19 protein-coding genes and 1 riboswitch are annotated in these 21,183 nt (G+C 60.7%); of the genes, 12 read left to right on the top strand and 7 right to left on the bottom strand.

Annotated features, from left to right (window positions below; all coding sequences use genetic code 11):
- The first annotated feature begins 403 nt into the window (after window positions 1-403).
- Window positions 404-988 (top strand): YajG family lipoprotein, encoded by a 585-nt coding sequence (locus tag BLS60_RS05810; RefSeq protein ID WP_070882258.1) that lies wholly within the window; start codon window positions 404-406, stop codon window positions 986-988.
- 61 nt (window positions 989-1,049) lie between these two features.
- Here the strand turns inward: BLS60_RS05810 and BLS60_RS05805 are convergent, their stop codons facing one another.
- Window positions 1,050-2,213: a 1-acyl-sn-glycerol-3-phosphate acyltransferase gene (locus BLS60_RS05805; protein WP_070882259.1), complete on the bottom strand. Its 1,164-nt coding sequence runs from the start codon at window positions 2,211-2,213 to the stop codon at window positions 1,050-1,052.
- A 152-nt stretch (window positions 2,214-2,365) separates the two neighbouring features.
- Between BLS60_RS05805 and BLS60_RS05800 the strand changes: the two genes are divergently transcribed.
- The 4 genes from BLS60_RS05800 (at window position 2,366) to BLS60_RS05785 (ending at window position 4,346) form a co-directional block, all read left to right on the top strand.
- Complete coding sequence (locus BLS60_RS05800; protein WP_070882260.1) at window positions 2,366-2,548, top strand: CPXCG motif-containing cysteine-rich protein; 183 nt, start codon at window positions 2,366-2,368, stop codon at window positions 2,546-2,548.
- Window positions 2,548-2,808, top strand: coding sequence for a putative signal transducing protein (locus BLS60_RS05795; RefSeq protein WP_092365816.1), 261 nt, complete (start codon window positions 2,548-2,550; stop codon window positions 2,806-2,808). Before BLS60_RS05800 ends, BLS60_RS05795 begins: the two co-directional genes overlap by 1 nt.
- Before the next feature lie 37 nt (window positions 2,809-2,845).
- Window positions 2,846-3,463: an SOS response-associated peptidase gene (locus BLS60_RS05790; RefSeq protein WP_092365813.1), complete on the top strand. Its 618-nt coding sequence runs from the start codon at window positions 2,846-2,848 to the stop codon at window positions 3,461-3,463.
- A gap of 67 nt (window positions 3,464-3,530) precedes the next feature.
- Window positions 3,531-4,346 carry a M48 family metallopeptidase gene (locus BLS60_RS05785; protein ID WP_070882263.1) on the top strand — a complete coding sequence of 272 codons (816 nt, stop codon included), beginning with the start codon at window positions 3,531-3,533 and terminating at the stop codon, window positions 4,344-4,346.
- 124 nt (window positions 4,347-4,470) lie between these two features.
- On the opposite strand, the gene BLS60_RS05780 is transcribed toward BLS60_RS05785, so the two are convergent.
- From BLS60_RS05780 to BLS60_RS05770, 3 genes are all read right to left on the bottom strand, one after another.
- Window positions 4,471-5,058 (bottom strand): TMEM165/GDT1 family protein, encoded by a 588-nt coding sequence (locus BLS60_RS05780; RefSeq protein WP_092366539.1) that lies wholly within the window; start codon window positions 5,056-5,058, stop codon window positions 4,471-4,473.
- A gap of 90 nt (window positions 5,059-5,148) precedes the next feature.
- Window positions 5,149-5,303: riboswitch (yybP-ykoY riboswitch) on the bottom strand.
- Window positions 5,304-5,364: 61 nt separating this feature from the next.
- The gene (locus BLS60_RS05775) at window positions 5,365-6,363 is read right to left on the bottom strand and encodes a class I SAM-dependent methyltransferase (RefSeq protein WP_092365810.1); all 999 of its coding nucleotides are present in this window, start codon (window positions 6,361-6,363) and stop codon (window positions 5,365-5,367) included.
- Window positions 6,364-6,633: 270 nt separating this feature from the next.
- Window positions 6,634-7,599, bottom strand: coding sequence for a 2-hydroxyacid dehydrogenase (locus tag BLS60_RS05770; RefSeq protein ID WP_092365807.1), 966 nt, complete (start codon window positions 7,597-7,599; stop codon window positions 6,634-6,636).
- Between the two features lie 159 nt (window positions 7,600-7,758).
- On the opposite strand from BLS60_RS05770, the gene BLS60_RS05765 reads away from it, so the two are divergent.
- The gene (locus BLS60_RS05765; protein WP_092365804.1) at window positions 7,759-8,388 is read left to right on the top strand and encodes a LysE family translocator; all 630 of its coding nucleotides are present in this window, start codon (window positions 7,759-7,761) and stop codon (window positions 8,386-8,388) included.
- Window positions 8,389-8,413: 25 nt separating this feature from the next.
- Here the strand turns inward: BLS60_RS05765 and BLS60_RS05760 are convergent, their stop codons facing one another.
- Window positions 8,414-9,589, bottom strand: coding sequence for an acetyl-CoA C-acyltransferase (locus tag BLS60_RS05760; RefSeq protein ID WP_092365800.1), 1,176 nt, complete (start codon window positions 9,587-9,589; stop codon window positions 8,414-8,416).
- A 172-nt stretch (window positions 9,590-9,761) separates the two neighbouring features.
- Between BLS60_RS05760 and BLS60_RS05755 the strand changes: the two genes are divergently transcribed.
- The 6 genes from BLS60_RS05755 (at window position 9,762) to BLS60_RS05730 (ending at window position 18,073) form a co-directional block, all read left to right on the top strand.
- Window positions 9,762-11,444, top strand: coding sequence for a fatty acid--CoA ligase (locus BLS60_RS05755; protein WP_092365797.1), 1,683 nt, complete (start codon window positions 9,762-9,764; stop codon window positions 11,442-11,444).
- 225 nt (window positions 11,445-11,669) lie between these two features.
- On the top strand, window positions 11,670-13,547 hold the full coding sequence (locus BLS60_RS05750; protein WP_092365794.1) for a DUF1302 domain-containing protein: 1,878 nt from the start codon (window positions 11,670-11,672) through the stop codon (window positions 13,545-13,547).
- Between the two features lie 26 nt (window positions 13,548-13,573).
- The gene (locus tag BLS60_RS05745; protein ID WP_070882271.1) at window positions 13,574-14,941 is read left to right on the top strand and encodes a DUF1329 domain-containing protein; all 1,368 of its coding nucleotides are present in this window, start codon (window positions 13,574-13,576) and stop codon (window positions 14,939-14,941) included.
- A 191-nt stretch (window positions 14,942-15,132) separates the two neighbouring features.
- Complete coding sequence (locus BLS60_RS05740; RefSeq protein WP_092365791.1) at window positions 15,133-15,777, top strand: MBL fold metallo-hydrolase; 645 nt, start codon at window positions 15,133-15,135, stop codon at window positions 15,775-15,777.
- A gap of 126 nt (window positions 15,778-15,903) precedes the next feature.
- Entirely contained in the window at window positions 15,904-16,560 is a 657-nt protein-coding gene (locus BLS60_RS05735; protein WP_070882273.1) for a YiaD family glycine zipper/OmpA-like lipoprotein, read from the top strand.
- A 169-nt stretch (window positions 16,561-16,729) separates the two neighbouring features.
- Complete coding sequence (locus BLS60_RS05730) at window positions 16,730-18,073, top strand: diguanylate cyclase domain-containing protein (RefSeq protein ID WP_092365788.1); 1,344 nt, start codon at window positions 16,730-16,732, stop codon at window positions 18,071-18,073.
- On the opposite strand, the gene BLS60_RS05725 is transcribed toward BLS60_RS05730, so the two are convergent.
- Window positions 18,074-18,973, bottom strand: coding sequence for an acyltransferase (locus tag BLS60_RS05725; RefSeq protein WP_092365785.1), 900 nt, complete (start codon window positions 18,971-18,973; stop codon window positions 18,074-18,076).
- A 116-nt stretch (window positions 18,974-19,089) separates the two neighbouring features.
- The gene (pta, locus tag BLS60_RS05720) at window positions 19,090-21,183 is read right to left on the bottom strand and encodes a phosphate acetyltransferase (RefSeq protein ID WP_092365782.1); all 2,094 of its coding nucleotides are present in this window, start codon (window positions 21,181-21,183) and stop codon (window positions 19,090-19,092) included.

Here is a 21,183-nt window from a genome sequence, read left to right as displayed (position 1 = left end):
ATTGATCAGCGCTGTGTGACTTTTATTGCGTGCGTCGTTCAGGTCGCCAACGGCGAGACGTGTGGCGTGCGAGTGGCAAATGCGCTTTCTGGCAGCGGCACGCCGAGCCAGGTCAGCCGTTGCTCGTTCACTTCATGCCAGCTCGCAGCCCCCGGGGGCTGGGCACTCTGCCGAAATGCACGGCAGATCCCCTGTTCATCCAGGCAGGCGAAGATGCGGGGAGGGGTGGGTGTAGCGATTTTTTCCATGAGCGTGCGCATCAAACAAACGTCCATCGTGCAAAGCGACCAAAGTCTTATACCTCCGGGATGTGACCGGTCGATGACGGGAACCGCGTTCACCCATTGCAGGTCGATTCGTTATACTTTGCGGCGCCTTAAGCGCCCCTCATGGAGAACCAAGTATGAATCGCCTGTTGTTTGGTCTGGTTGCCGTTTTCAGTCTGGCTCTTGTCGGGTGCGCCCACAGCCCTCAACAAATCACTCCGCAGCCCAAGCTGCTTGGGCCGCTCACCGCCGTCGGTCAGGGCCAGCCCGTGGTGGTGCGGGTAGTCGATGGACGCCCATCGCCGGTATTGGGTACCCGCGGTGGCTTGTATCCGGAAACCAGCGCGATCAGCGTACGGGGTCAGGACGTGCTGCCCAAGCTGCAGGCGCAAGCCGAAGCTGCCGTGCGCTTGTTGGGCTTCACGCCCTCGGCCAATGCGTATAACGCACCTCAGTTGACCCTGACGCTTGCCGAGCTGAAGTATCAGTCGCCCAAAGAAGGCCTGTATGTGACCGAGGCCGACATGACTGCCACCTTCCGTGCCGATGTACAGAACAGCAACCGTCGTTACAGTGGCCGTTACGGAGCCTCGCTGAATCAGCGCTTCGGCATGGCGCCGAACCAGGAAACCAACACCAAGCTCGTCAGCGATGTGCTGAGCGATGCGCTGACTCGGACCTTCAAAGATCCGACCCTGTCGCAGATCCTCAGCGGGCAATAAGCCGTTCGCAATAAATAAAAAGCCCCGACATGTCGGGGCTTTTTCGTTTCTGCAGGCTTTGTCAGAGTGGCAGGCCGGCCTTGATGCGGTACTGGTTGCGCACCGGCATCGCGTACTGCAACACCAGATAAGGCTGCTGCTCGCTGGGACAGTTGCTCAGACGTTGTTGCCACTGCGCCTTGGCGGCTGCGAGTTCGGTTGCATCGAACAGCGACTCGGCAGCCGGGACGTCGAGCTGCGGATCGCGCTCGCTCCACATCGCATAGGCCAGGTAGTGCACGGGGAACAGGCGATAGCCGGTAAGGATGTGTGCATCGGTAAGGGCGGCCAGTTGCTTGGCGTCTTCGAAGCCAGTGGTCAGCGGGTCGCCGAAATGCACATGCACACGGCCTTTGTAGCCGGTGATGCCGAGGGCGATGCTCTTGTCGTCTTCACCGGGTTGCTTGGTATAGCTGCCAGTGGTGGCTCGCGTGTAGAGCTCGCGTGCCTTGGCGAGATCGCACGGGTCATACTCGTAGCTGATCGACACCGGCGTCATCTTGAGGCTCGCGATCACCTCGGCGAACGGCTCGTCCTTGCGGCTCATGTGAAACATCTTGAGGATCGCCGAGTCGGTGCGGTCGTCACCATCCTTGGCACGGCCTTCGGCTTGTGCGATCCAGATCGACTCGCCGTCGTTGCGGATCGAGTGGCTGATATAAGCCGAGAGCAACTGATAGGCCGCCAGTTTCTCGCGGCGACCGCTGATCGAACGATGCACGATAAAGCTCTTGTTGAGGCGCATCAGGTCGCTGACGAAAGGCTTCTGCAGCAGGTTGTCGCCAATGGCGATGCGTGGCGTCTGCAACCCGGCGTGGTACACCGCGTAATTGACGAAGGCCGGGTCCATGACGATATCGCGGTGGTTGGCCAGGAACAGATAGGCGCTGCCGGACTTGAGGGTTTCGACCCCTGAATAGGTCACGCCATCGGTGGCTTTTTCGACGGTTCGGTCCACGTAGGGCTCGATGGTGTCCTGCAAAGTCCTCACCGAATCGATGGCGCGGAACTGCGAACGTAGCCGATGAGCTATAAGTGGTTTGAGCAGCCAGCCGAAAGGCCCCGCCAAGCGCGGGAAACGAAACTGGGTAAGGATGTCGAGGAACGCATCGTCGGCCAACAGGCGCGCCAGAACCGCTGGAATTTCCGCGTCGGCATAGGGTCGGATGCTATCGAATTCGCCCATCATGATCTCTTGTGATTGTCGCTGCGATTGAGAGGTTGAGCGCCTTGTTGAGAAGAGTCACCGCCGTTGATCCCGTTAAGGCGTAACGGTAACCGACCCTCGAGGCAGCAATAGACCGTCGATTATACCCTGCAAGTCACACGGAGGCGCCCATGCTGGAAACTCAGGATTACCAATGCCCTTATTGCGGCGAGCCGGTCGAGGCCGTGCTGGATCTTTCCGGAGGCGATCAGCAGTACATCGAAGACTGCCCGGTGTGTTGCCGGCCGATCATCTTCTCGCTGAGTACCGACGGCGTGGAGTGGCAGCTTGATGCACGTGCGGAGAATGACTGATGAAGCGCATCTACGAGCCACGCGACCTGATGGAAGGCGAGATGTTGAAAGGCATGCTCGCTGGTGAAGGTATACAGGCGCACCTGACGGGCAGTCACCTGGTTGGCGCGGTGGGTGAGTTGCCGGCGTGCGGCTTGCTGGCGATGTGTGTCGATGATGGCGATGCCGAGCGCGCCCGTCAGCTGATCGCCGAGTACAATGGCGCGCAACCCTTGCTCGGTGACGAGCCGGATAATTTTCAGGATGTGCTGCTGTGCTGAAACAGTGGTGCGTCCGCCATACCCATCGAGTCACCCCATGAGTGGACGCTTCGCGTTGTTTCGCTGGACGCCTGCTTTTGCAGCGCTGCCCGGTTTCCCCGAGGGCCAGCAACCGCACTGGAACCTGGCGCCAGGTGCGCAGATCTTGCTGCAGCGTGCCGAAGGCGAGCAGCGCTCCCTGGTGCGTGCCCGTTGGGGGCTGACGCCGCCGTGGCTCAAGGATCTGTCGAAAACGCCTGCTCATGCCCGCGCTGAAACCCTGGTCGACCAGCCCATGTTTCGCGAGGGATTTCGCCTGCGCCGTGGGTTGATACCCGCCAATGGCTTCTATGAGTGGCGCGGTACAGCCCGCAAGCGGCCGTATTGGTTGAGCAGCCAGGACTCTATGCTGTATTTCGCGGCGCTGTGGGAAGCCTACCCGGTCGAGGGGCATGTTTATTTCAGCACCGCGATGGTCACCCAGGCGGCGGCTTCCTTGCGCCGTCCGCTGCTTTTGAATGAACAGCAGCAGCAGCGCTGGCTGGCCGCGGACACGCCGCTGGACGAGCTGCAGGCGATACTCGTCGATACATCGCAGGTTCTGCGCGAGCGGGTGCTGAGCAACCTGGTCAATGACCCGAAGCTTGACGGGCCTGAATGCCTGACGCCCGCCTGATCACTGTGCTTGCGAGCACCTCTAACAGCCCCTAGCATACGTCGCTCAGAACTTAGGGAGATCCAGCATGAAATTGTCGTTGTCCATCACCACTTTGGCTGCGGCCTTGCTGTTGGCAGGATGCCAGGCCGTCAACACCACCAGTGGTGGGTCGGTCGGCGTAGAGCGCAAGCAGTACATGTTCAGCGCGCTGTCGACCGCAGAGGTCAACCAGATGTACGCACAGTCGTATCAGGAGACCCTCAAGGAGGCATCTTCCAAGGGCGTGCTGGACAAGAACAGCGCGGAAGCCAAGCGCCTGCAGCGTGTAGCTGATCGTCTGATCAAACAGGCACCGTTGTTCCGTCCCGATGCTGCGCAGTGGCAGTGGGAGGTCAACCTGATCAAGAGCCCCGAGTTGAACGCCAATTGCGGCCCTGGTGGCAAGATCATTTTCTATACCGGCATCATCGACAAGCTGAAGCTCACCGATGACGAGATCGCCGCGGTGATGGGCCACGAGATTGCCCACGCGCTGCGCGAACATGGGCGCGAGGCGATGTCCAAAGCCTATGGCGTTAGCCTTGCCAAACAGGGTGCTGCTGCATTGTTGGGGGTAACGCCGGACAACATGGCTCTGGCGGACGCCGCGGTGAACTACGGCATGACGCTGCCCAACAGCCGCGGTAACGAGAACGAGGCCGATCTGATCGGTCTGGAGCTTTCTGCGCGCGCCGGGTTCAACCCCAATGCTGCGGTGTCGCTGTGGGAGAAAATGGCCAAGGCCAGTGAGGGCGCCCCGCCCGAGTTCATGAGCACGCATCCGTCGTCGGCAAGTCGCATCGCATCGCTGCAGGCGGCCATCCCGAAAGTGATGCCGCTGTATCAGCAAGCCAAGAAGTGATCGCACTGGAACGTTGAGTGCGATACAGCGCCTGGCTTGCCCAGGCGCTCCTTCAGTAGCGAGTCAGTGACGATCGTTAACTGGGCGAGCGCAGCCGCGCGCCATCTCGCTGTTGTGCTGTAGATCACCCGCTAATCAATCCACTCAGCAGCATCGCCTGATAGGCCGCATACAGCGCCAGTGCCGCGAAAGCGGCGGCCGCGAGGCGACGGATCAGGGTGAGTGGCAGACGATCAGCGGCGAGGTTTCCGGCCAGTACCACCGGCACATTGGCGATCAGCATGCCGAGGGTGGTACCGATCACCACCATCATGAAATGCGGGTACTGCGCGGCGAGCATCACCGTGGCCACCTGAGTCTTGTCGCCCATTTCGGCGAGAAAGAACGCAATCAGGGTGGTCAGGAACGGCCCGTAGCGTTTCAGATTGGAGCTTTCGTCATCGTCCAGCTTGTCGGGAATCAGCGTCCATAGCGCCACGGCGATGAACGATGCCGCAAGTATCCAGCTGAGCACCGCGGGTGAAAGCAGGCCGGCGACCCAGTTGCCTACTGCACCTGCCACCAGGTGATTGGCCAGGGTAGCAACCACCATGCCCCAGATGATCGGCCACGGCCGGCGAAAGCGCGCCGCCAGGAACAGCGCGAGCAGCTGCGTCTTGTCGCCTATTTCCGCCAGGGCAACGATCAAAGTGGGAACGAACAGAGATTCCAGCATCAGAGTTCCTGCAGGGGCGGGTAGACACGGCTATGACACGTACAGCCTTCCCGCCCCGGGTAAGGTGTTCGTGTCATAGGTCTTGTCAAACCCTGTGCGGCACTCGTACTGGCTGTGGCCGAGTGGCGCAGATCCGTCGCGGCGGATCGTGGGTCGCACGCACCATGGTCAGCGGACCAAGTATGTTGATGCATGCCGGGCGAGCTGGCGCTCGCGGGAGACTACTCCCCTAGGACGCGCGCATTCTGCCCAAGTGAACCGCTATGGGCAAGGCCTGTGCGGCCGTGCCGCAAGTGCGAACCGTCAGCCGCTGACGGCTTTGTAGATGCGGAAGCCCTTGGCATCAGCCAGGGTATGGCAGGCGCCGATGTGCTGTTCGATCAGTGGCGGATACTTGAGGAAGCGGTTCGCGACCAGGCGAATTTGCCCGCCCTTGCGCAGGTGCTTCGCCGCCTGGCGTAGCAGGTCTTCACTGGCCTGGTAGTGAGTGTGCACGCCTTGGTGAAAGGGCGGGTTGCTGAGAATAGCGCTCAGCTCAGCAGGCGCCGCAGCGATGCCGTCACCGCTGATGACCTCGGCCTGCAGGCCATTCGCGGCCAGCGTCAGGCGGCTGCTGGCGACGGCGAACGCGTCGACATCCAGCAGGGTGACCCGGCTGTCCGGATAACGCCGCTTGAGCACCGCGCCCAGTACCCCGGCACCGCAGCCAAAGTCCAGCAAGTGGCCGCCTGGCAGCTTGTCGAGATAGTCCAGCAGCAGGGCGCTGCCAACATCCAGACGGCCATGGCTGAATACCCCGGGCAGGGTGACTACGTTGAGCGGGCCATCAGCGAGCTGCAGCGAGTAGTGTTGCGCGAGGCTGGAAAGCTCGGGCGTGTCCGGCGCCTGTTCGACACGCACTTGCCACAACTGGCAATGGCGCGCGCTGTCGAGTTTGCGGGGCGTACCGAAAGCGGCCATCTGTTTGGCGGCACGCTCGACGCCAGCACGTTTTTCGCCGACCAGGTAGATGACTCCACCGGGCAAGCGAGCGGCAACGGCGTCGAGGAGGTAACTGGTCAGCTCGCGGGATTTCGGCAGGAACAGCACGGCGCTATCGAACGGCGCTTGTGGCGGGGTCACACCAAACGTGGTGAGTTCCGCGAAGCGTGCGTCGAGTCGGGCATGGTCGCCGGCGTGCCAGCTCCAGCCGAGGGCCATTGGCAGCTGGCCGAGTAGATCATCGGCCGGGAGCCCCGCCAGCAGCACTGAGCCGCCGAACAGTTCGGCCTGACGCAGCAGCACTTCACTTCGCGGATCCATAAGACCTCCCCCCGGCAAAAGCGCGAAGGGTAGGGTCAGTGAGGGTGCCAATACAAGCCTGTTCAGCGGTTTTGGCAATCAAGTGAAGGTACAAGCTTGTCACCAGAGCAATGCCTGGTGGCAAGTGCCCATCCAGGCGCCGGCTCACTGGCCCGTAGCCTTGGGGCGAGCGCGGCGACACCCAGGACAGTTGGCTGTAATGCGAGGCCCTACGCCGAAGCTGATCCCACCAGGGAGACAGCTGCCGTCATCCAGTAAAGCGTTTGTGCATCAATTGACCTTTCGTTTGGGCGTGCCTGCCATGAAGGCAGCCGCATTCTCTGCCAGTTGTCCGACGATTCGCTGGCGGGCTTCACGGCTGCCCCAGGCACTATGAGGCGTGATGATCAGGCGCGGAATGTCACCAGCCAGCAATGGATTGCCGTCCTTGGGCGGCTCCTGAGTCAGCACGTCGGTGGCGGCGCCGCCGATTGTGCCCGCGCGCAGGGCGTCGGCCAGCGCCTGCTCGTCGATCAGCCCGCCGCGCGCGGTATTGATCACGAAGGCGCCGGGCTTGAGTAGGTTCAATTCTCGCGAGGTGATCAGATTGCGGGTTTGCTCGGTCAACGGGCAATGCAAGGTAAGCGCATCGACCTGCGGCAGCAGTTCGTCCAGCGGCATGCGATCCTCTCGCGATGGGCGGCCTGGCAGTTGCCCGTAAAGCACACGCATGCCGAAGGCCTCTGCCAGGCGTGCAACGGCGCCACCGAGTTCGCCATGGCCGAGCATACCCAGGGTCTTGCCTTCAAGTTCGATGATCGGGTGGTCGAGCAGGCAGAACATCGGTGATTTCTGCCATTCACCAGCCTGAATATCACGCTGATAATCCGGCAGGCTGGTGGCCAGGGCGAGCAGCAGCGTCAACGTGTGCTGGGCCACTGAGGGCGTGCCGTAGCCCTGGCAATTGCAGACGGCGACGCCATGCGCCCGGGCCGCGTCTAGATCGACATTGTTGGTGCCGGTGGCAGCTACCAGTACCAGCTTAAGGTCCGGGCAGGCAGCAAGCACTGCAGAATCGATCACCGCCTTGTTGCTGATGACCACGCTGGCGCCTTGCAGCCGCTCGATGATCTGCTCCGGCGCGCTCTGTTCGTGCATTACCAGCTCAGCGAACTGATCGCGCAACGGGGTCATGTCCAGATCGCCGAGGTCGAGGGAACGGTAGTCAAGAAATACTGCGTGGCCGGTTTTCCTCATCAGCTGTACCTTTCTGGCTGTCTAGTTGGGAAGTAAAGTGCAGCCTATCAGAAGCTGTTTGTTATCAGCATGCGGGGTGTGTTGTCAGAGCGGAACACTCTGGCAGGGCCGTGAATTCTGAAGCGCTATTCAACCCAACTGATTCGATGCGGAGCCACTATGTACTGGATGGAGTTCTTTACCGTCGCCCTGATTCATCTGTTGGCGGTTGCCAGCCCAGGGCCGGATTTCGCCGTTGTGGTGCGCGAAAGCGTGGCGCACGGTCGTCGGATAGGAATGTTCTGCGCGTCGGGCGTCGGCACGGCGATTTTCCTGCACGTGGCCTATTCGCTGCTGGGCATTGGCCTTATCGTTTCCCAGTCCATCGTGCTGTTCAATGCCTTGAAGTGGCTGGCGGCCGCCTACCTGCTTTATATCGGGATCAAGGCGCTGCGTGCCAAGCCTGCGGCTCCCTCAGCAGGGCAAAACCAAGTGCCGTTGGCCGCAAGAACCTCTCGCGGTGCATTCGTCGCCGGTTTCGTCACCAACGGGCTCAACCCCAAGGCGACGCTGTTCTTCCTGTCGCTGTTCACCGTAGTGATCAACCCGCACACGCCGTTGCTTGTGCAAGGTGTTTACGGCGTTTACTTGGCTGGCGCCACTGCGCTGTGGTTCTGCCTGGTGGCAATGCTGTTCAGCCAGCAGCGGGTGCGTGATGGCTTCGCGCGCATGGGCCATTGGTTCGACCGCCTGATGGGCGCTGTCCTGGTGGGGCTGGGTATCAAGTTGGCGTTTACCGAGCTGAAGTAAGGAGCGCCTGGCGCTCCTCTGAGGGTTATAGCCGCTCTACCGCGATGGCAGTCGCTTCGCCGCCACCAATGCACAGCGAGGCGATACCCCGTTTGCCGCCCGTCTGCCGGAGCGCATTGATCAGCGTGATGATGATCCGCGAGCCGGTCGAACCCACTGGGTGCCCCTGGGCGCAGGCGCCGCCATAGATGTTCACCTTGGCGTGATCGAGGCCGTGCTCCTGAATGGCCAGCATGCTGACCATGGCGAACGCCTCGTTGATTTCATACAGGTCGACTTCATCCTTGTGCCAGCCGACCTTGCGCAACAGGCTGCTGATCGCACCAATTGGGGCGATGGTGAACTCGCTCGGGTCCTGGCTATGCGTTGCGTGCGCGACAATCCGCGCGAGCGGTTTCAGCCCGCGTGCCTCGGCCTGTTCGGCAGTCATCAATAACAGCGCGCTGGCGCCGTCGGAAATGGAACTGGCATTGGCCGCGGTGATGGTGCCGTCCTTGCTGAAGGCCGGTTTCAGGCTGGGAATGCGATCAATCTTGGCACTCAAGGGTTGCTCGTCTTCGCTGATGTGCACATCGCCCTGACGGGTATTCAGCGTAACGGGCACGATCTCATCGGCCAGCAGACCTGAGGTCATCGCCTGTTGCGCGCGCCGCAGGGACTCGATGGCGTAGGCGTCCATCGCCTCGCGGGTGAGGCCATAGCGGTCTGCCGTTTCCTGGGCAAACGAGCCCATCAGTCGACCTGTGCGAGCATCCTCCAGGCCGTCGAAGAACATATGATCCTTGACCTCGCCGTGGCCCATACGCAGGCCACCGCGGGCTTTGGGCAGCAGGTACGGCGCGTTGGACATGCTCTCCATTCCGCCTGCGATCATCACATCGTTGCTGCCCGCCTTGATCAGGTCGTGTGCGAGCATCACCGCTTTCATCCCTGAACCGCAGAGCTTGTTAAGCGTGGTGCAGCCGGTGGCATTGGGCAGGCCTGCCGCCAATGAGGCCTGGCGTGCTGGGCCCTGCTTGAGGCCTGCCGGCAAGACGCAGCCCATGATGACCTCTTGCACATCGGCCGGCGTGATACCGGCTCTGGCCACCGCGGCGCGGATTGCGGTGGCGCCCAGTTCCACGGCACTGACCGCTGACAAGCTGCCCTGGAACCCACCCATCGGCGTACGGGCGCCGCTGACAATGACTATGTTTGACATGTTCTACCTCGATCTTCACAGCGGGGCGACATGCTCCCGGCTGTCTTGGCGTGCAACAAATTTTTTCGTTTGGCCGATTGAGCTGGCGCGCGAGCACGCTACTGTCGCAACAACCCAGTCAGGCTTCGCTTTGAATCGTCGCTACCAACAATAGTCCAGAACAGGTGACTTCATGCTGCAGACCCGCATCATCCCTCACGCCGCGAATGCCCATCAATTTCCGCTGCTGATCAAGCACCTGCTGCTCTCTGGCAGTCGCTACGAGAAAGACCGCGAAATCGTCTACCGCGATCAGATGCGCTACAGCTATACGACGTTCAACGAGCGCGTGGCGCGTCTGGCCAACGTACTTAATCAGGTCGGGGTCAAGGCCGGGGATACGGTGGCCGTGATGGACTGGGACAGCCATCGTTACCTGGAATGCATGTTCGCGGTACCGATGGTGGGGGCGGTGTTGCACACCATCAACATCCGTCTGTCGCCCGAGCAGATTCTCTACACCATGAACCACGCCGAAGATCGTTTCGTGCTGGTCAACAGTGATTTCGTGCCGCTTTATCAAGGCATCGCCGAGCACCTGACCAGCGTGACCGGTACGCTGCTGCTCACCGATGGCAGCGACACCCGTGCGCAGCTTCCGGGCTTGGTCGGCGAGTACGAAAGCCTGCTGGCGTCCGCTAGCCCTGCCTACGACTTTGCCGATTTCGACGAGAACTCCGTCGCCACCACGTTCTATACAACGGGCACCACCGGCAACCCCAAGGGCGTGTATTTCACTCATCGCCAATTGGTGCTGCACACATTGTCCCTGGCGTGCACCGTCGGCAGTCTTGATAGCATCCGCTTGATGGGCAGTGACGACGTGTACATGCCGATCACCCCGATGTTTCATGTGCATGCCTGGGGCGTGCCTTATGTCGCCACCTTGCTGGGGGTCAAGCAGGTTTACCCCGGTCGCTACGAGCCGGACATGCTCTGTGGGCTGATCAGGGACGAGGGCGTGACGTTCTCGCATTGCGTGCCGACCATCCTGCAGATGCTGCTCAGTGCGCCGAATTCACAGGGGCATGATTTCAACGGGCTGAAGATGATCATCGGAGGCAGTGCGCTCAATCGCGCCTCGTATGAGGCCGCCAAAGCGAGGGGCATTCAGCTGACAGCCGCGTACGGAATGTCGGAAACCTGTCCGCTGATTTCCTGTGCCTACCTGAACGACGAACTGCTTGCCGGCAGTGAAGATCAGCAGATCACCTACCGCATCAAGGCGGGCATCCCGGTACCACTCGTGGAAGCTGCGATCATGGATGCCGACGGCAATCGCCTGGCAGCCGATGGCGAAAGTCAGGGCGAACTGGTGGTGCGCGCACCCTGGCTGACCCAGGGCTATTACCGCGAGCCGGAAAAGGGCGAGGAGCTATGGGCTGATGGTTGGCTGCATACCGGAGACGTAGCGACACTGGACGGTATGGGTTTCATCGATATCCGTGACCGTATCAAGGATGTCATCAAAACCGGTGGCGAGTGGATTTCCTCGCTGGAGCTCGAAGATTTGATCAGCCGCCATCCGGCGGTTGGCGAAGTAGCGGTAGTAGGCGTAGCTGACGCGCAGTGGGGAGAGCGGCCGTTCGCTCTGGTGGTTGCCCGGCAAGGGCAGGCGCTAAATGCCAGGCTTCTCAAAGAACACCTCGCGCCTTTCGTCGAGCAAGGCCGTATCAACAAATGGGCGATTCCCACTCACGTCGCTCTTGTTACTGAAATTCCCAAGACCAGTGTGGGCAAGCTGGACAAAAAGCGCATTCGCGTCGACATCGTGCAATGGCAAGCAGCCGGAAGCGAGTTTCTGACGACCCTGTAAGGCACGAATTTCAACGCCAAAAATGTGACTGATCAGTCAAACAAGTGTTTGGCTTGCTAATTGCTGGTTTCAGGCCATTCTTGGCTTGTCACGGATGGGACTGATCCGTCGAAACCAGCGAGCCAGAGTGTCTCGAGCACTGCGATTCACTCTTTCGAGTGATCAATCGACAAGCTCGCTGGCGATAGTCAATCAGCCATAACAAAAACAAATGGAGACGCGTCGATGACCAACACAACAAGGCAGTTCTGGCGCCTGGCAAAACTGCCGCTGGCCGTCAGCCTCGCATCAACTCTCGCCAGCCCGGCATTTGCCGTTAACTTCAATATCGGGGAGATCGAAGGGCAGTTCGATTCGTCGCTGTCGGTAGGGGCTAGTTGGTCGACGGCGAATGCCGATAAGGATCTGATTGGCGTAAACAATGGTGGTCGCGGTCTTTCTCAGACCACCGATGATGGACGTCAGAACTTCAAACGCGGCGAGACATTCTCGAAGATCTTCAAGGGTATTCACGATCTGGAATTGAAATACGGGGACACGGGGGTCTTCGTACGAGGCAAATACTGGTATGACTTTGAACTCAAGGACGAAGGGCGTGAGTTCAAGGATATCAGTGACTCGAATCGTAAAGAGGGGGCCAAGTCTTCAGGCGCTGAACTGCTGGATGCATTCGTCTATCACAACTACAGCATCGCCGATCAGCCAGGCACGGTGCGCCTCGGCAAGCAGGTTGTAAGTTGGGGTGAAAGCACTTTCCTGCAAAATAGCATCAACTCCATCAACCCAGTTGACGTGGCGGCATTTCGTAGACCCGGCGCTGAGGTTAAAGAAGGCCTCATTCCAGTCAACATGTTCTATGTGTCGCAGAGTTTGACCGACAACTTGTCCGCAGAACTCTTCTATCAACTGGAGTGGGATCAGACTGTCGTCGACAACTGCGGTACATTCTTCTCGCAACCTGACGTTTACGCAGATGGTTGCGACAATAACCTTCGCTTGCTCAATAGCTCACGATCCATTCCAGGGGCCTTCTTACCGACTCTGGCCGCTAATGGCGTAGACATCAACCAGGAAGGGGTTCTGGTTCGTCGGAGCGGTGATCGTGATGCTCGAGACGACGGTCAATGGGGCATGGCATTGCGTTGGTATGCGGGCGCTCTGGATACGGAGTTCGGCGCCTACTTCATGAATTATCACAGTCGCGCTCCGATCTTCAGCGCGACCGGGGCTCCTGCATCTGTCTTTGCGGCAGCACCACTTTTTGGTCAGTTGGCCCCGCTAGTCGTAGCGGGCAACTCGAGTTACTTCATCGAATATCCTGAGGATATCCGCCTCTATGGCCTGAGCTTTTCCACTACCTTGCCTACCGGCACTGCATGGAATGGTGAAATCAGCTATCGACCGAACGCCCCTGTACAGCTAAATACCACCGATATTCTCTACGCAGGTGTTGGCCCGCTGGGCGGCCTGTTCGGTAACGCATCCTTGCTCGACGGGGTACCGGGTCAAGACTTGCATGGCTACCGTCGTAAAGAAGTCACCCAGGTACAAACCACCTTCACCCACTTCTTCGATCAGGTCATGGGCGCGAGCCGTATGACAGTGGTTGGCGAAGTGGGGATGACCTACGTCGGCGGGCTGGAAAGTAAATCCGATACGCGTTATGGCCGTGATCCAGTATTCGGACCTGGCGCGTTGCCAGCGACTGGGCCGTTGAATACGTGTCAAACCCTCAACGCGAGCACCATTGGCGGTGCAGCCAACGGTGCGTCTACAGCCAATCTTTCAAAAAACTGTAACACCGATGGCTTTACCACTAGTGCGTCGTGGGGCTATCGCATGCGTGCGATTTGGGATTACAACGACGTTTTTGCCGGGGTGAACTTCAAACCGAACGTGGCGTGGTCGCATGATGTGAAGGGTTACTCGCCAGGTCCCGGCGGTAACTTCGAAGAGGGTCGCAAGGCCGTAAGTCTAGGCCTTGATGCGGAATATCAGAACACCTACACCGCAGGTATTGCCTACACCAACTTCTTTGGCGGCGATTATAGCGTGCAGGATGATCGCGACTTCGTTGCCCTCAGCTTCGGCATGAACTTCTAAGCGCCCGTATTCATAGGAAAATAGTTATGAGAACAACAAAAAGACTGTTACAGACCGGCGCTATGGCTTTGTCACTGCTGGCCTGCAGTGTAATGGCGGCGGTATCACAGGATGAAGCGGCGAAGTTGGGCAATACGCTGACGCCGCTTGGCGCTGAGAAGGCCGGCAACGCGGACGGCAGCATTCCGGCCTGGACGGGCGGGCTGCCGGTCAATGCCGGGGCGGTGGACGATGGTGGCTTCCTGGCTGACCCGTTCCCCAACGAGAAGCCACTGTTCACCATCACGGCGCAGAACGTCGAGCAATACAAGGCCAAGTTAACGCCGGGCCAGTACGCAATGTTCAAGCGCTATCCGGAAACCTACCGGATGCCTGTGTTTACAACCCACCGTACTGCAACGGTGCCGGCCGACTTGATGGCTGCAACCCAGCGTAACGCCACCGCCACTACGCTGGTGCCGGGTGGTAGCGGCTTGCAGGACTACCAGATGGGCAATGCGTTCCCGATTCCGAAAGATGGCCTGGAGGCGATCTGGAACCACATTACCCGTTATCGGGGCGGTAGCTCGCGGCGTAACGTCGTGCAGGTGACGCCACAGACCAATGGTTCATTCAGCCCGGTCAGCCTGCAGGAAGAGTTCGCATTCCGCGCGCTGATGCCAGGCGTGGACGCCAGCCAGCCGAGCAACATCCTGTTCTACTTCAAGCAGCGAGTAACGGCGCCTTCGCGTCTGGCCGGTAACGTGCTTCTGGTGCACGAAACCATCAACCAGGTGAAGGAACCGCGCATGGCGTGGTTGTACAACGCCGGGCAGCGTCGTGTGCGCCGCGCGCCACAGGTGTCCTATGACGGGCCGGGCACTGCAGCGGACGGCTTGCGTACCTCGGACAACCTGGACATGTACAACGGTTCGCCAGATCGCTACGACTGGCAACTGGTGGGCAAGAAGGAAATCTACATTCCCTATAACAGCTACCGCATCGACTCGCCGAAGCTGAAGTACGCCGACATCATCAAGGCCGGGCACATGAACCCGGATTTGACGCGTTATGAGCTGCACCGCGTCTGGCACGTGACCGCCACCCTGAAGCAGGGTGAACGACACATTTATGCCAAACGCGATTTCTACCTCGACGAGGATACTTGGCAAGCCGCTGCCATCGACCACTACGATGGCCGTGGCACCTTGTGGCGAGTAGCTGAGGCTCACTCTCAGTATTACTACGACAAGCAAGTACCCTGGTACGCCGTGGAAGCCATCTACGACCTGCTGTCCGGTCGTTACCTGGCACTCGGTCTGAAAAACGAGGAGAAGCGCGCCTACGAGTTCAACTTCCCTGCCAAGGAAAGCGATTACACCCCTGCCGCGCTGCGCCAGTCTGGCGTTCGCTGATTGCGGTGAGTGACACATGAGCCGGCCTAAGGGCCGGCTTTTTATTGTGTGGAAGTTGCGATACGCATTGCTGTTCCGCCGTCCTCCCGGCCACTTTGCCCGGCGCCCATTAAACGCATTAAACATTGGGCTATGACTCGGTATCGACGCGGTTAGAATCTGCGTACGTTTATCCGTCTTCCAGGATGCCTATGCACGCCAAAAAGCCTGCTTTAATCCGCGAAACCTTTCCCGTCGGCCCCTTGCAATGCAACTGCACCATCATTGGCGATCCAGTGACGGGCAAGGCCATGGTGGTCGACCCGGGTGGCAACCCCGAGTTGATCATGACGCGCTTGGAGGCTCTAGGCCTCAAGGTGGTGAGCATCATCCATACCCATGCTCACCTCGATCACTTCCTCGCCTCCGGGCAGATGAAGGAGAAAACCGGAGCGACATTGCACCTGCACAAAGATGACCAGTTCCTTTGGGACAATCTGGAAATGCAGTGCCAGATGTTCGGCGTGCCATATATCCCAGTTCCACCGCCTGACCAGTGGCTGGCGGATGACGAAGCGCTCGCCTGTGGTTGCGGCGTCGCGTTGCACACGCCGGGCCATACACCAGGCTCGATGAGCTTCTGGTTTCCTGAAGCCAAGTTGTTGATCGCCGGCGATACGCTGTTTCGTCGAGGCATTGGCCGCACCGACCTGTGGGGCGGCGACTACGCCAGCATCGAGCGCTCCATCAAGCAGCGCCTGTATAGCCTGGATGAGGACGCCACCGTGGTGACCGGCCACGGCGCAGACACCCGTTTGGGTGATGAGATGCGCGAAAACCCCTTCGTGCGAGCATAGCGGGGCAGCCATTTGCAGACTTTCAGCGTGCTGATGTTAGGCTTGGCGGGAACTTGGCCCGGCTCGGTGGCTCGAAGCCGCGGGTAAAAGTTTGTCACCACATGCAGTAATACAAAGGAATCGTTCATGAATAAGTGCCGTGCTCTGATCACCGCGACCGCCGTCTTGGCCGTTCTTTCGGGCTGTACAGTCAATCCTTATACCGGCGAGAGCCAGGCCGGAAAATCCGGGATCTATGGGGGGGTTGGCGCTTTGGCTGGCGCGGCTGTAGGCGCTGCTACCTCGAGCAAGAAGGACCGCACCAAGGGCGCGCTGATCGGTGCGGCAGTCGGTGGTGCCGCGGGTGGCGGTTATGGCTATTACGTCGATACCCAGGAAGCCAAGCTGCGTCAGCAGCTGCAGGGCACTGGTGTTCAGGTTCAGCGTAACGGTAATGACCTGACCCTGATCATGCCGGGCAACATCACTTTCGCCAGCAACTCGGCGGATATTTCCGGCAGCTTCTACCCAACGCTGAATTCCTTGGTACTGACCTTCAAGGAATTCAACAAGAACGGCGTGAACATCGTCGGTCATACCGACAGCACCGGTTCCGCGCAGCTCAATCAGAGTCTATCCGCGCAGCGTGCCCAGAGCGTGGCTTCGTACCTGTCGGCCAATGGTGTCGCGGCATCGCGCATCTCCGCGTCTGGCGTCGGCCCGAGTCAGCCGATTGCCAGCAATGCCAACGAAGCGGGCCGTGCCCAGAACCGCCGCGTGGAAATCAATCTGCGCCCGCTGTAAGCACCGCTGCGTTATCCAGAACCCCGCTTCGGCGGGGTTTTTCATGCCTGTGATTCTGTCCGCTGATACATGGCTATGTGGCACAGCGTGGCTAGACTGATTGAGAGTGGACCAGCCGGCGCGGACGCTATTGGCCGCTCGATACTGACGCTGGTTTGGGTAAGCAGTTATGGGCATGGAGGTAGGTGTGGTACAGGAGCAGGATCAGACGCTGGGCATTCTCGTCGTCGATGACCGTGTGGAAAATCTGGAAGACATGCAGGAGTTGCTGGAAGAGATCGAGCGGCCCGTGCACTGCATTGATTCTGGCGCCAAGGCCCTCGAATTTCTCGCGCAAACGCAGGTGGGCCTGGTGTTGCTCGACGTGCAGATGCCGCGTATGGACGGTTTCGAAGTGGCGCGGCGCATGCGCGAAGACCCACGTACACGCTTTACCCCAATCATCTTCATTTCCGGGATGATCCAGACCGATGACGTGCTGAGCCAGGGTTACGGCGCCGGCGCGGTGGATTTCATGTCCAAGCCGGTGCAGCCCGCGATTCTGCTGCACAAGGTACGCGCGCTGCTCGAGCATGAGCAGTACCGCAGTAGCCTGCTACGCCTCAGTCAGCAATTGGAGCGTGAGCGCGCGTTTAATGCGTCGATCCTGGATAACACTGCCGAAGGCATCATGGTTGTAGGCGATGATGGGCGTATCCGCTTCGCCAACCCTGCGATCGCGCGCATGCTCGGCTGCACCAGCGACGAGCTTGCCGGCAGCGAGCTGCTGGGCTGGATCGACACCCCGCACGAAGACCATTGGCACACCTCGAGTTTCCACCAGCATTGGCAACGTGGTGAGACCCTACGCCTGCACGATGCCAATTTGCGCAATCGCGAAGGGCGTAGCGTGCCGGTGGCGCTGTCCTGCTCGCCATTGCCCGACGGCCAGCAGGCAATGATTCTCCTCGCGCTGGATATGTCGGTGGTCCGTGACCTGCACCGCCAGCTTGAGTCGCTGGCGATCACCGACGCTCTGACCGGGTTGCTCAACCGGCGTGGGTTCCTGCAGGAGTTGCAGGCATCGATCTCGCGCAACGAGCGTACGGGGCAGGAAGCGGCTTTGCTGTTTCTGGATCTTGACGGCTTCAAACTCATCAACGACAGCCTGGGACACGAGGCGGGCGACAAGGTATTGCGCTGGGTCAGCGGGCAGCTGAAGGCCTGCCTGAGGCCTTATGATCGCCTGGCGCGTATAGGGGGCGACGAATTCACGGTGATTCTCGACAGCCTCAACAGCCCGTCGGATGCCGCCTCCGTGGCGCACAAGCTGATCGACCAGATATCCGGCGAACAGCAATTCGAAGGTATGCACTTCAACCTGGGGGCCAGCGTCGGTATAGCCTGCCTGCCCGCTGACGGTACGACCATTGAAGATGTGCTGCGCGCCGCAGACACCGCCATGTATGCGGCCAAACGGGGCGGGCGGCGGCAGTTCCGCTTCTACGACGCCGAGGCGCAGCCGCTCAGCTGATCACGGCTGCTCTTGGTGCAGCCGTGCGAGCTGATCGTCTTTTGCTTGCCAAAGCTCGTTGATCCAGCGCTGGAAGTCTTTGCGATAGGCCTCGTCTTGGTCATAGGCGCGCCCGATGAACTGTGCCGGGATCGGCAACTGTTCGATGACCACCACGACCTCTTCCAGCTGGCCGCTGAGCAGCGCCCAGAACCCCGGGCTGCCTTGCGGATAATGCAGCGTGACGTTGATGAGCCCGTGCAGCTGCTCGCCCATGGCATCGAGCACGAAGGCCAGGCCGCCGGCCTTCGGCTTGAGCAGGTAGCGATAGGGCGATTGCTGTTGCTGATGCTTGGCACGTGTGAAGCGCGTGCCTTCGACGAAGTTGAAAATCCCCACCGGGTTGTGCCGGAATTTGGCACAGGTGCGCCGCGTGGTCTGCAGGTCCTTGCCCTTCTTTTCGGGGTGCCTGGCCAGGTACTCCTTGGAGTAGCGCTTCATGAATGGAAAGCCAAGCGCCCACCAGCACAGGCCGATCACCGGCACCCAGATCAACTCCTGCTTGAGGAAGAACTTGAGCGGGCGAATGCGTCGGTTGAACAGGTATTGCAGCACCAGGATGTCTACCCAGCTCTGGTGGTTGCTGGTCACCAGGTAGGAGTGCTGGTAGTCGAAGCCCTGCGCGCCCTCGAGGCGCCAGCGGGTGTTGCCGAGCAGCTGCATCCACACTTTGTTGCAGCTGATCCAGCCTTCGTGAATGAAAGTCATCAGCCGGTCGCAGCCGCGCCTTACCAGTGGCACCGGCAGGATGATGCGCAGCAGGGTCACCGCGAACAGCGGCCAGCACCAGAACAGCGTATTAAGAGCCAGCAAGGTACTGCCCAGCAGACCAAGCAATGGGGCAGGCAAAAAATGCAGCATGGACGCACGAACCTCATGCAAGTGACGCCCTGGCAGTCGGCGCCAGGGCAATTGGCGCTCAGGTTAACGGTTGGCGTTGGAACTGCAAGCCGATCCACGAACGAATCAGCTCGCCTTCACTGGCTCATGTTGGCGGCCTGGATGGCGGTGAGGGCGATGGTGAAGACGATGTCATCCACCAGCGCGCCGCGGGACAGGTCGTTTACCGGCTTGCGCAGGCCCTGCAGCATGGGGCCGACGCTGATGCAGTCGGCGCTGCGTTGTACCGCCTTGTAGGTGGTGTTGCCGGTGTTCAGGTCGGGGAAGATGAATACCGTAGCGCGACCGGCCACCGGGCTGTTCGGCGCCTTCTGCCGGCCGACACTTTCGATGGCAGCGGCGTCGTACTGCAGTGGGCCATCGAGCAGCAGATCCGGGGCGGCCTTGCGGGCCAGCCGGGTTGCCTCGCGAACCTTCTCCACTTCCTCGCCACTGCCGGAGTCGCCGGTCGAATAGCTGAGCATCGCCACGCGCGGTGGGATGCCAAATGCCTGGGCCGAGCTGGCGCTCTGCAGGGCGATCTCGGCCAGTTGCTCGGCGTTGGGGTCGGGGTTCACCGCGCAATCTCCGTAGACCAGTACCTGATCCGGCAGCAGCATAAAGAACACTGACGAAACCAGGTTGTAGCCGGGCGCGGTCTTGATCAGCTGCAGCGCCGGGCGGATGGTGTTGGCGGTGGTGTGCACGGCGCCGGAGACCAGGCCGTCGACCTCGTCCAGGGCCAGCATCATGGTGCCGAGCACCACGGTGTCTTCGAGCTGGGCGCTGGCCATCGGCGCGTTCAGTCCCTTGCCCTTGCGCAGCTCGACCATCGGTTCGACGTAGCGCTCGCGGATCAGGTCCGGGTCGAGAATTTCCAGGCCCGGCGGCAGCTCGATGCCCTGAGCCTGGGCCACGGCATGCACGTCCTCGGGCTTGGCAAGCAGCACGCAGCGGGCAATACCGCGCGCCTGGCAGATCGCCGCCGCTTGCACGGTACGCGGCTCGGCACCTTCGGGCAGAACGATGCGTTTGTTGGCGGCCTTGGCCTGCTGCACCAACTGATAACGGAACGCCGGCGGCGACAGGCGTAGCTCGCGGGGGCTGCCGCAGCGGGCAGCGAGCCAGTCGTGGTCGAGGTGGCTGGCGACGAAATCGGCGACCTTCTCGGCGCGCTCCTTGTCGTCGACCGGGATTTCCTTGTTGAGGCGATTCAGGTTGGTGGCGGTATCGTAGGAACCGGTACTGACGGTCATCACCGGCAGGCCGCTCTGCAGTGCACCCCGACACAATTCCATGATCCGTGGGTCTGGGGCGAAGTCGCTGCACAGCAGCAGGCCGGCCAGTGGCATGCCGTTCATTGCTGCCAGGCTGGCGGCGAGGATGATGTCGTCGCGGTCGCCCGGCGTCACCACCAGCGTGCCGGGTTTGAGCAGTTGCACGGTGTTCGCCACCGCGCGGGCGCAGAGCACGATCTTGAGCATGCGCCGCTGTTCGTAGTCACCGGCGTTGAGTACACGGGCGCCGAGCAGCTCGGCGATATCGCGGGTGCGCGGTGCATTTAGCTCATCGAGCCAGGGAATGCAGCCGAGCAGGCGGAATTCCGGGTGGCGCAGCAGCGATGAGTGTTCGCGCAGGCGTGCGGCGAAGGCGTCGAGGCCGTCATCGCTGCGGATCTTGTTGAGGATCACGCCGAGCACTTTCGGGGCCTTCGGACCGCCGAACTGCTGAGCCTGAATCTCCACGCGGTCACACAGCTCGCTGAGGCTTTCCTGCTCCGGCGCAGAGACCAGGATCACGTCGGCATCCAGGCTCTTGGCCAGATGGAAGTTGACCCGCGCGGCGTAACTGGCCTGGCGCGTCGGCACCATGCCCTCGACGATCACCACGTCCTTGTCCTTGGCGGCCTCCTGATAGAGGCTGATGATTTCCTCGAGCAACTCGTCCAGGTCGCCATCGCCGAGGCGGCGTTCGACGTGGGCCAGGGCCAGCGGTTTCGGCGAGTGCAGGCCGTGGGTGCGGGCGACCAGCTCACTGGAGCGCTCGGGGCCAGCGTCGCCCTGGTGCGGCTGGGCGATGGGCTTGAAGAAGCCAACCTTCAAGCCGGCGCGCTCCAACGCACCGACCAGGCCCAGGCTGATCGAGGTGAGGCCGACGCCGAAGCCGGTCGGGGAGATGAAAAAGGTGTGCAT

The organism is Phytopseudomonas seleniipraecipitans (genome assembly GCF_900102335.1).
In the GTDB taxonomy this organism is placed as follows: Bacteria; Pseudomonadota; Gammaproteobacteria; order Pseudomonadales; family Pseudomonadaceae; genus Aquipseudomonas; species Aquipseudomonas seleniipraecipitans.
Note: the sequence above shows the minus strand (reverse complement) of the source record. Positions and strands in the feature narration are given on the sequence as shown.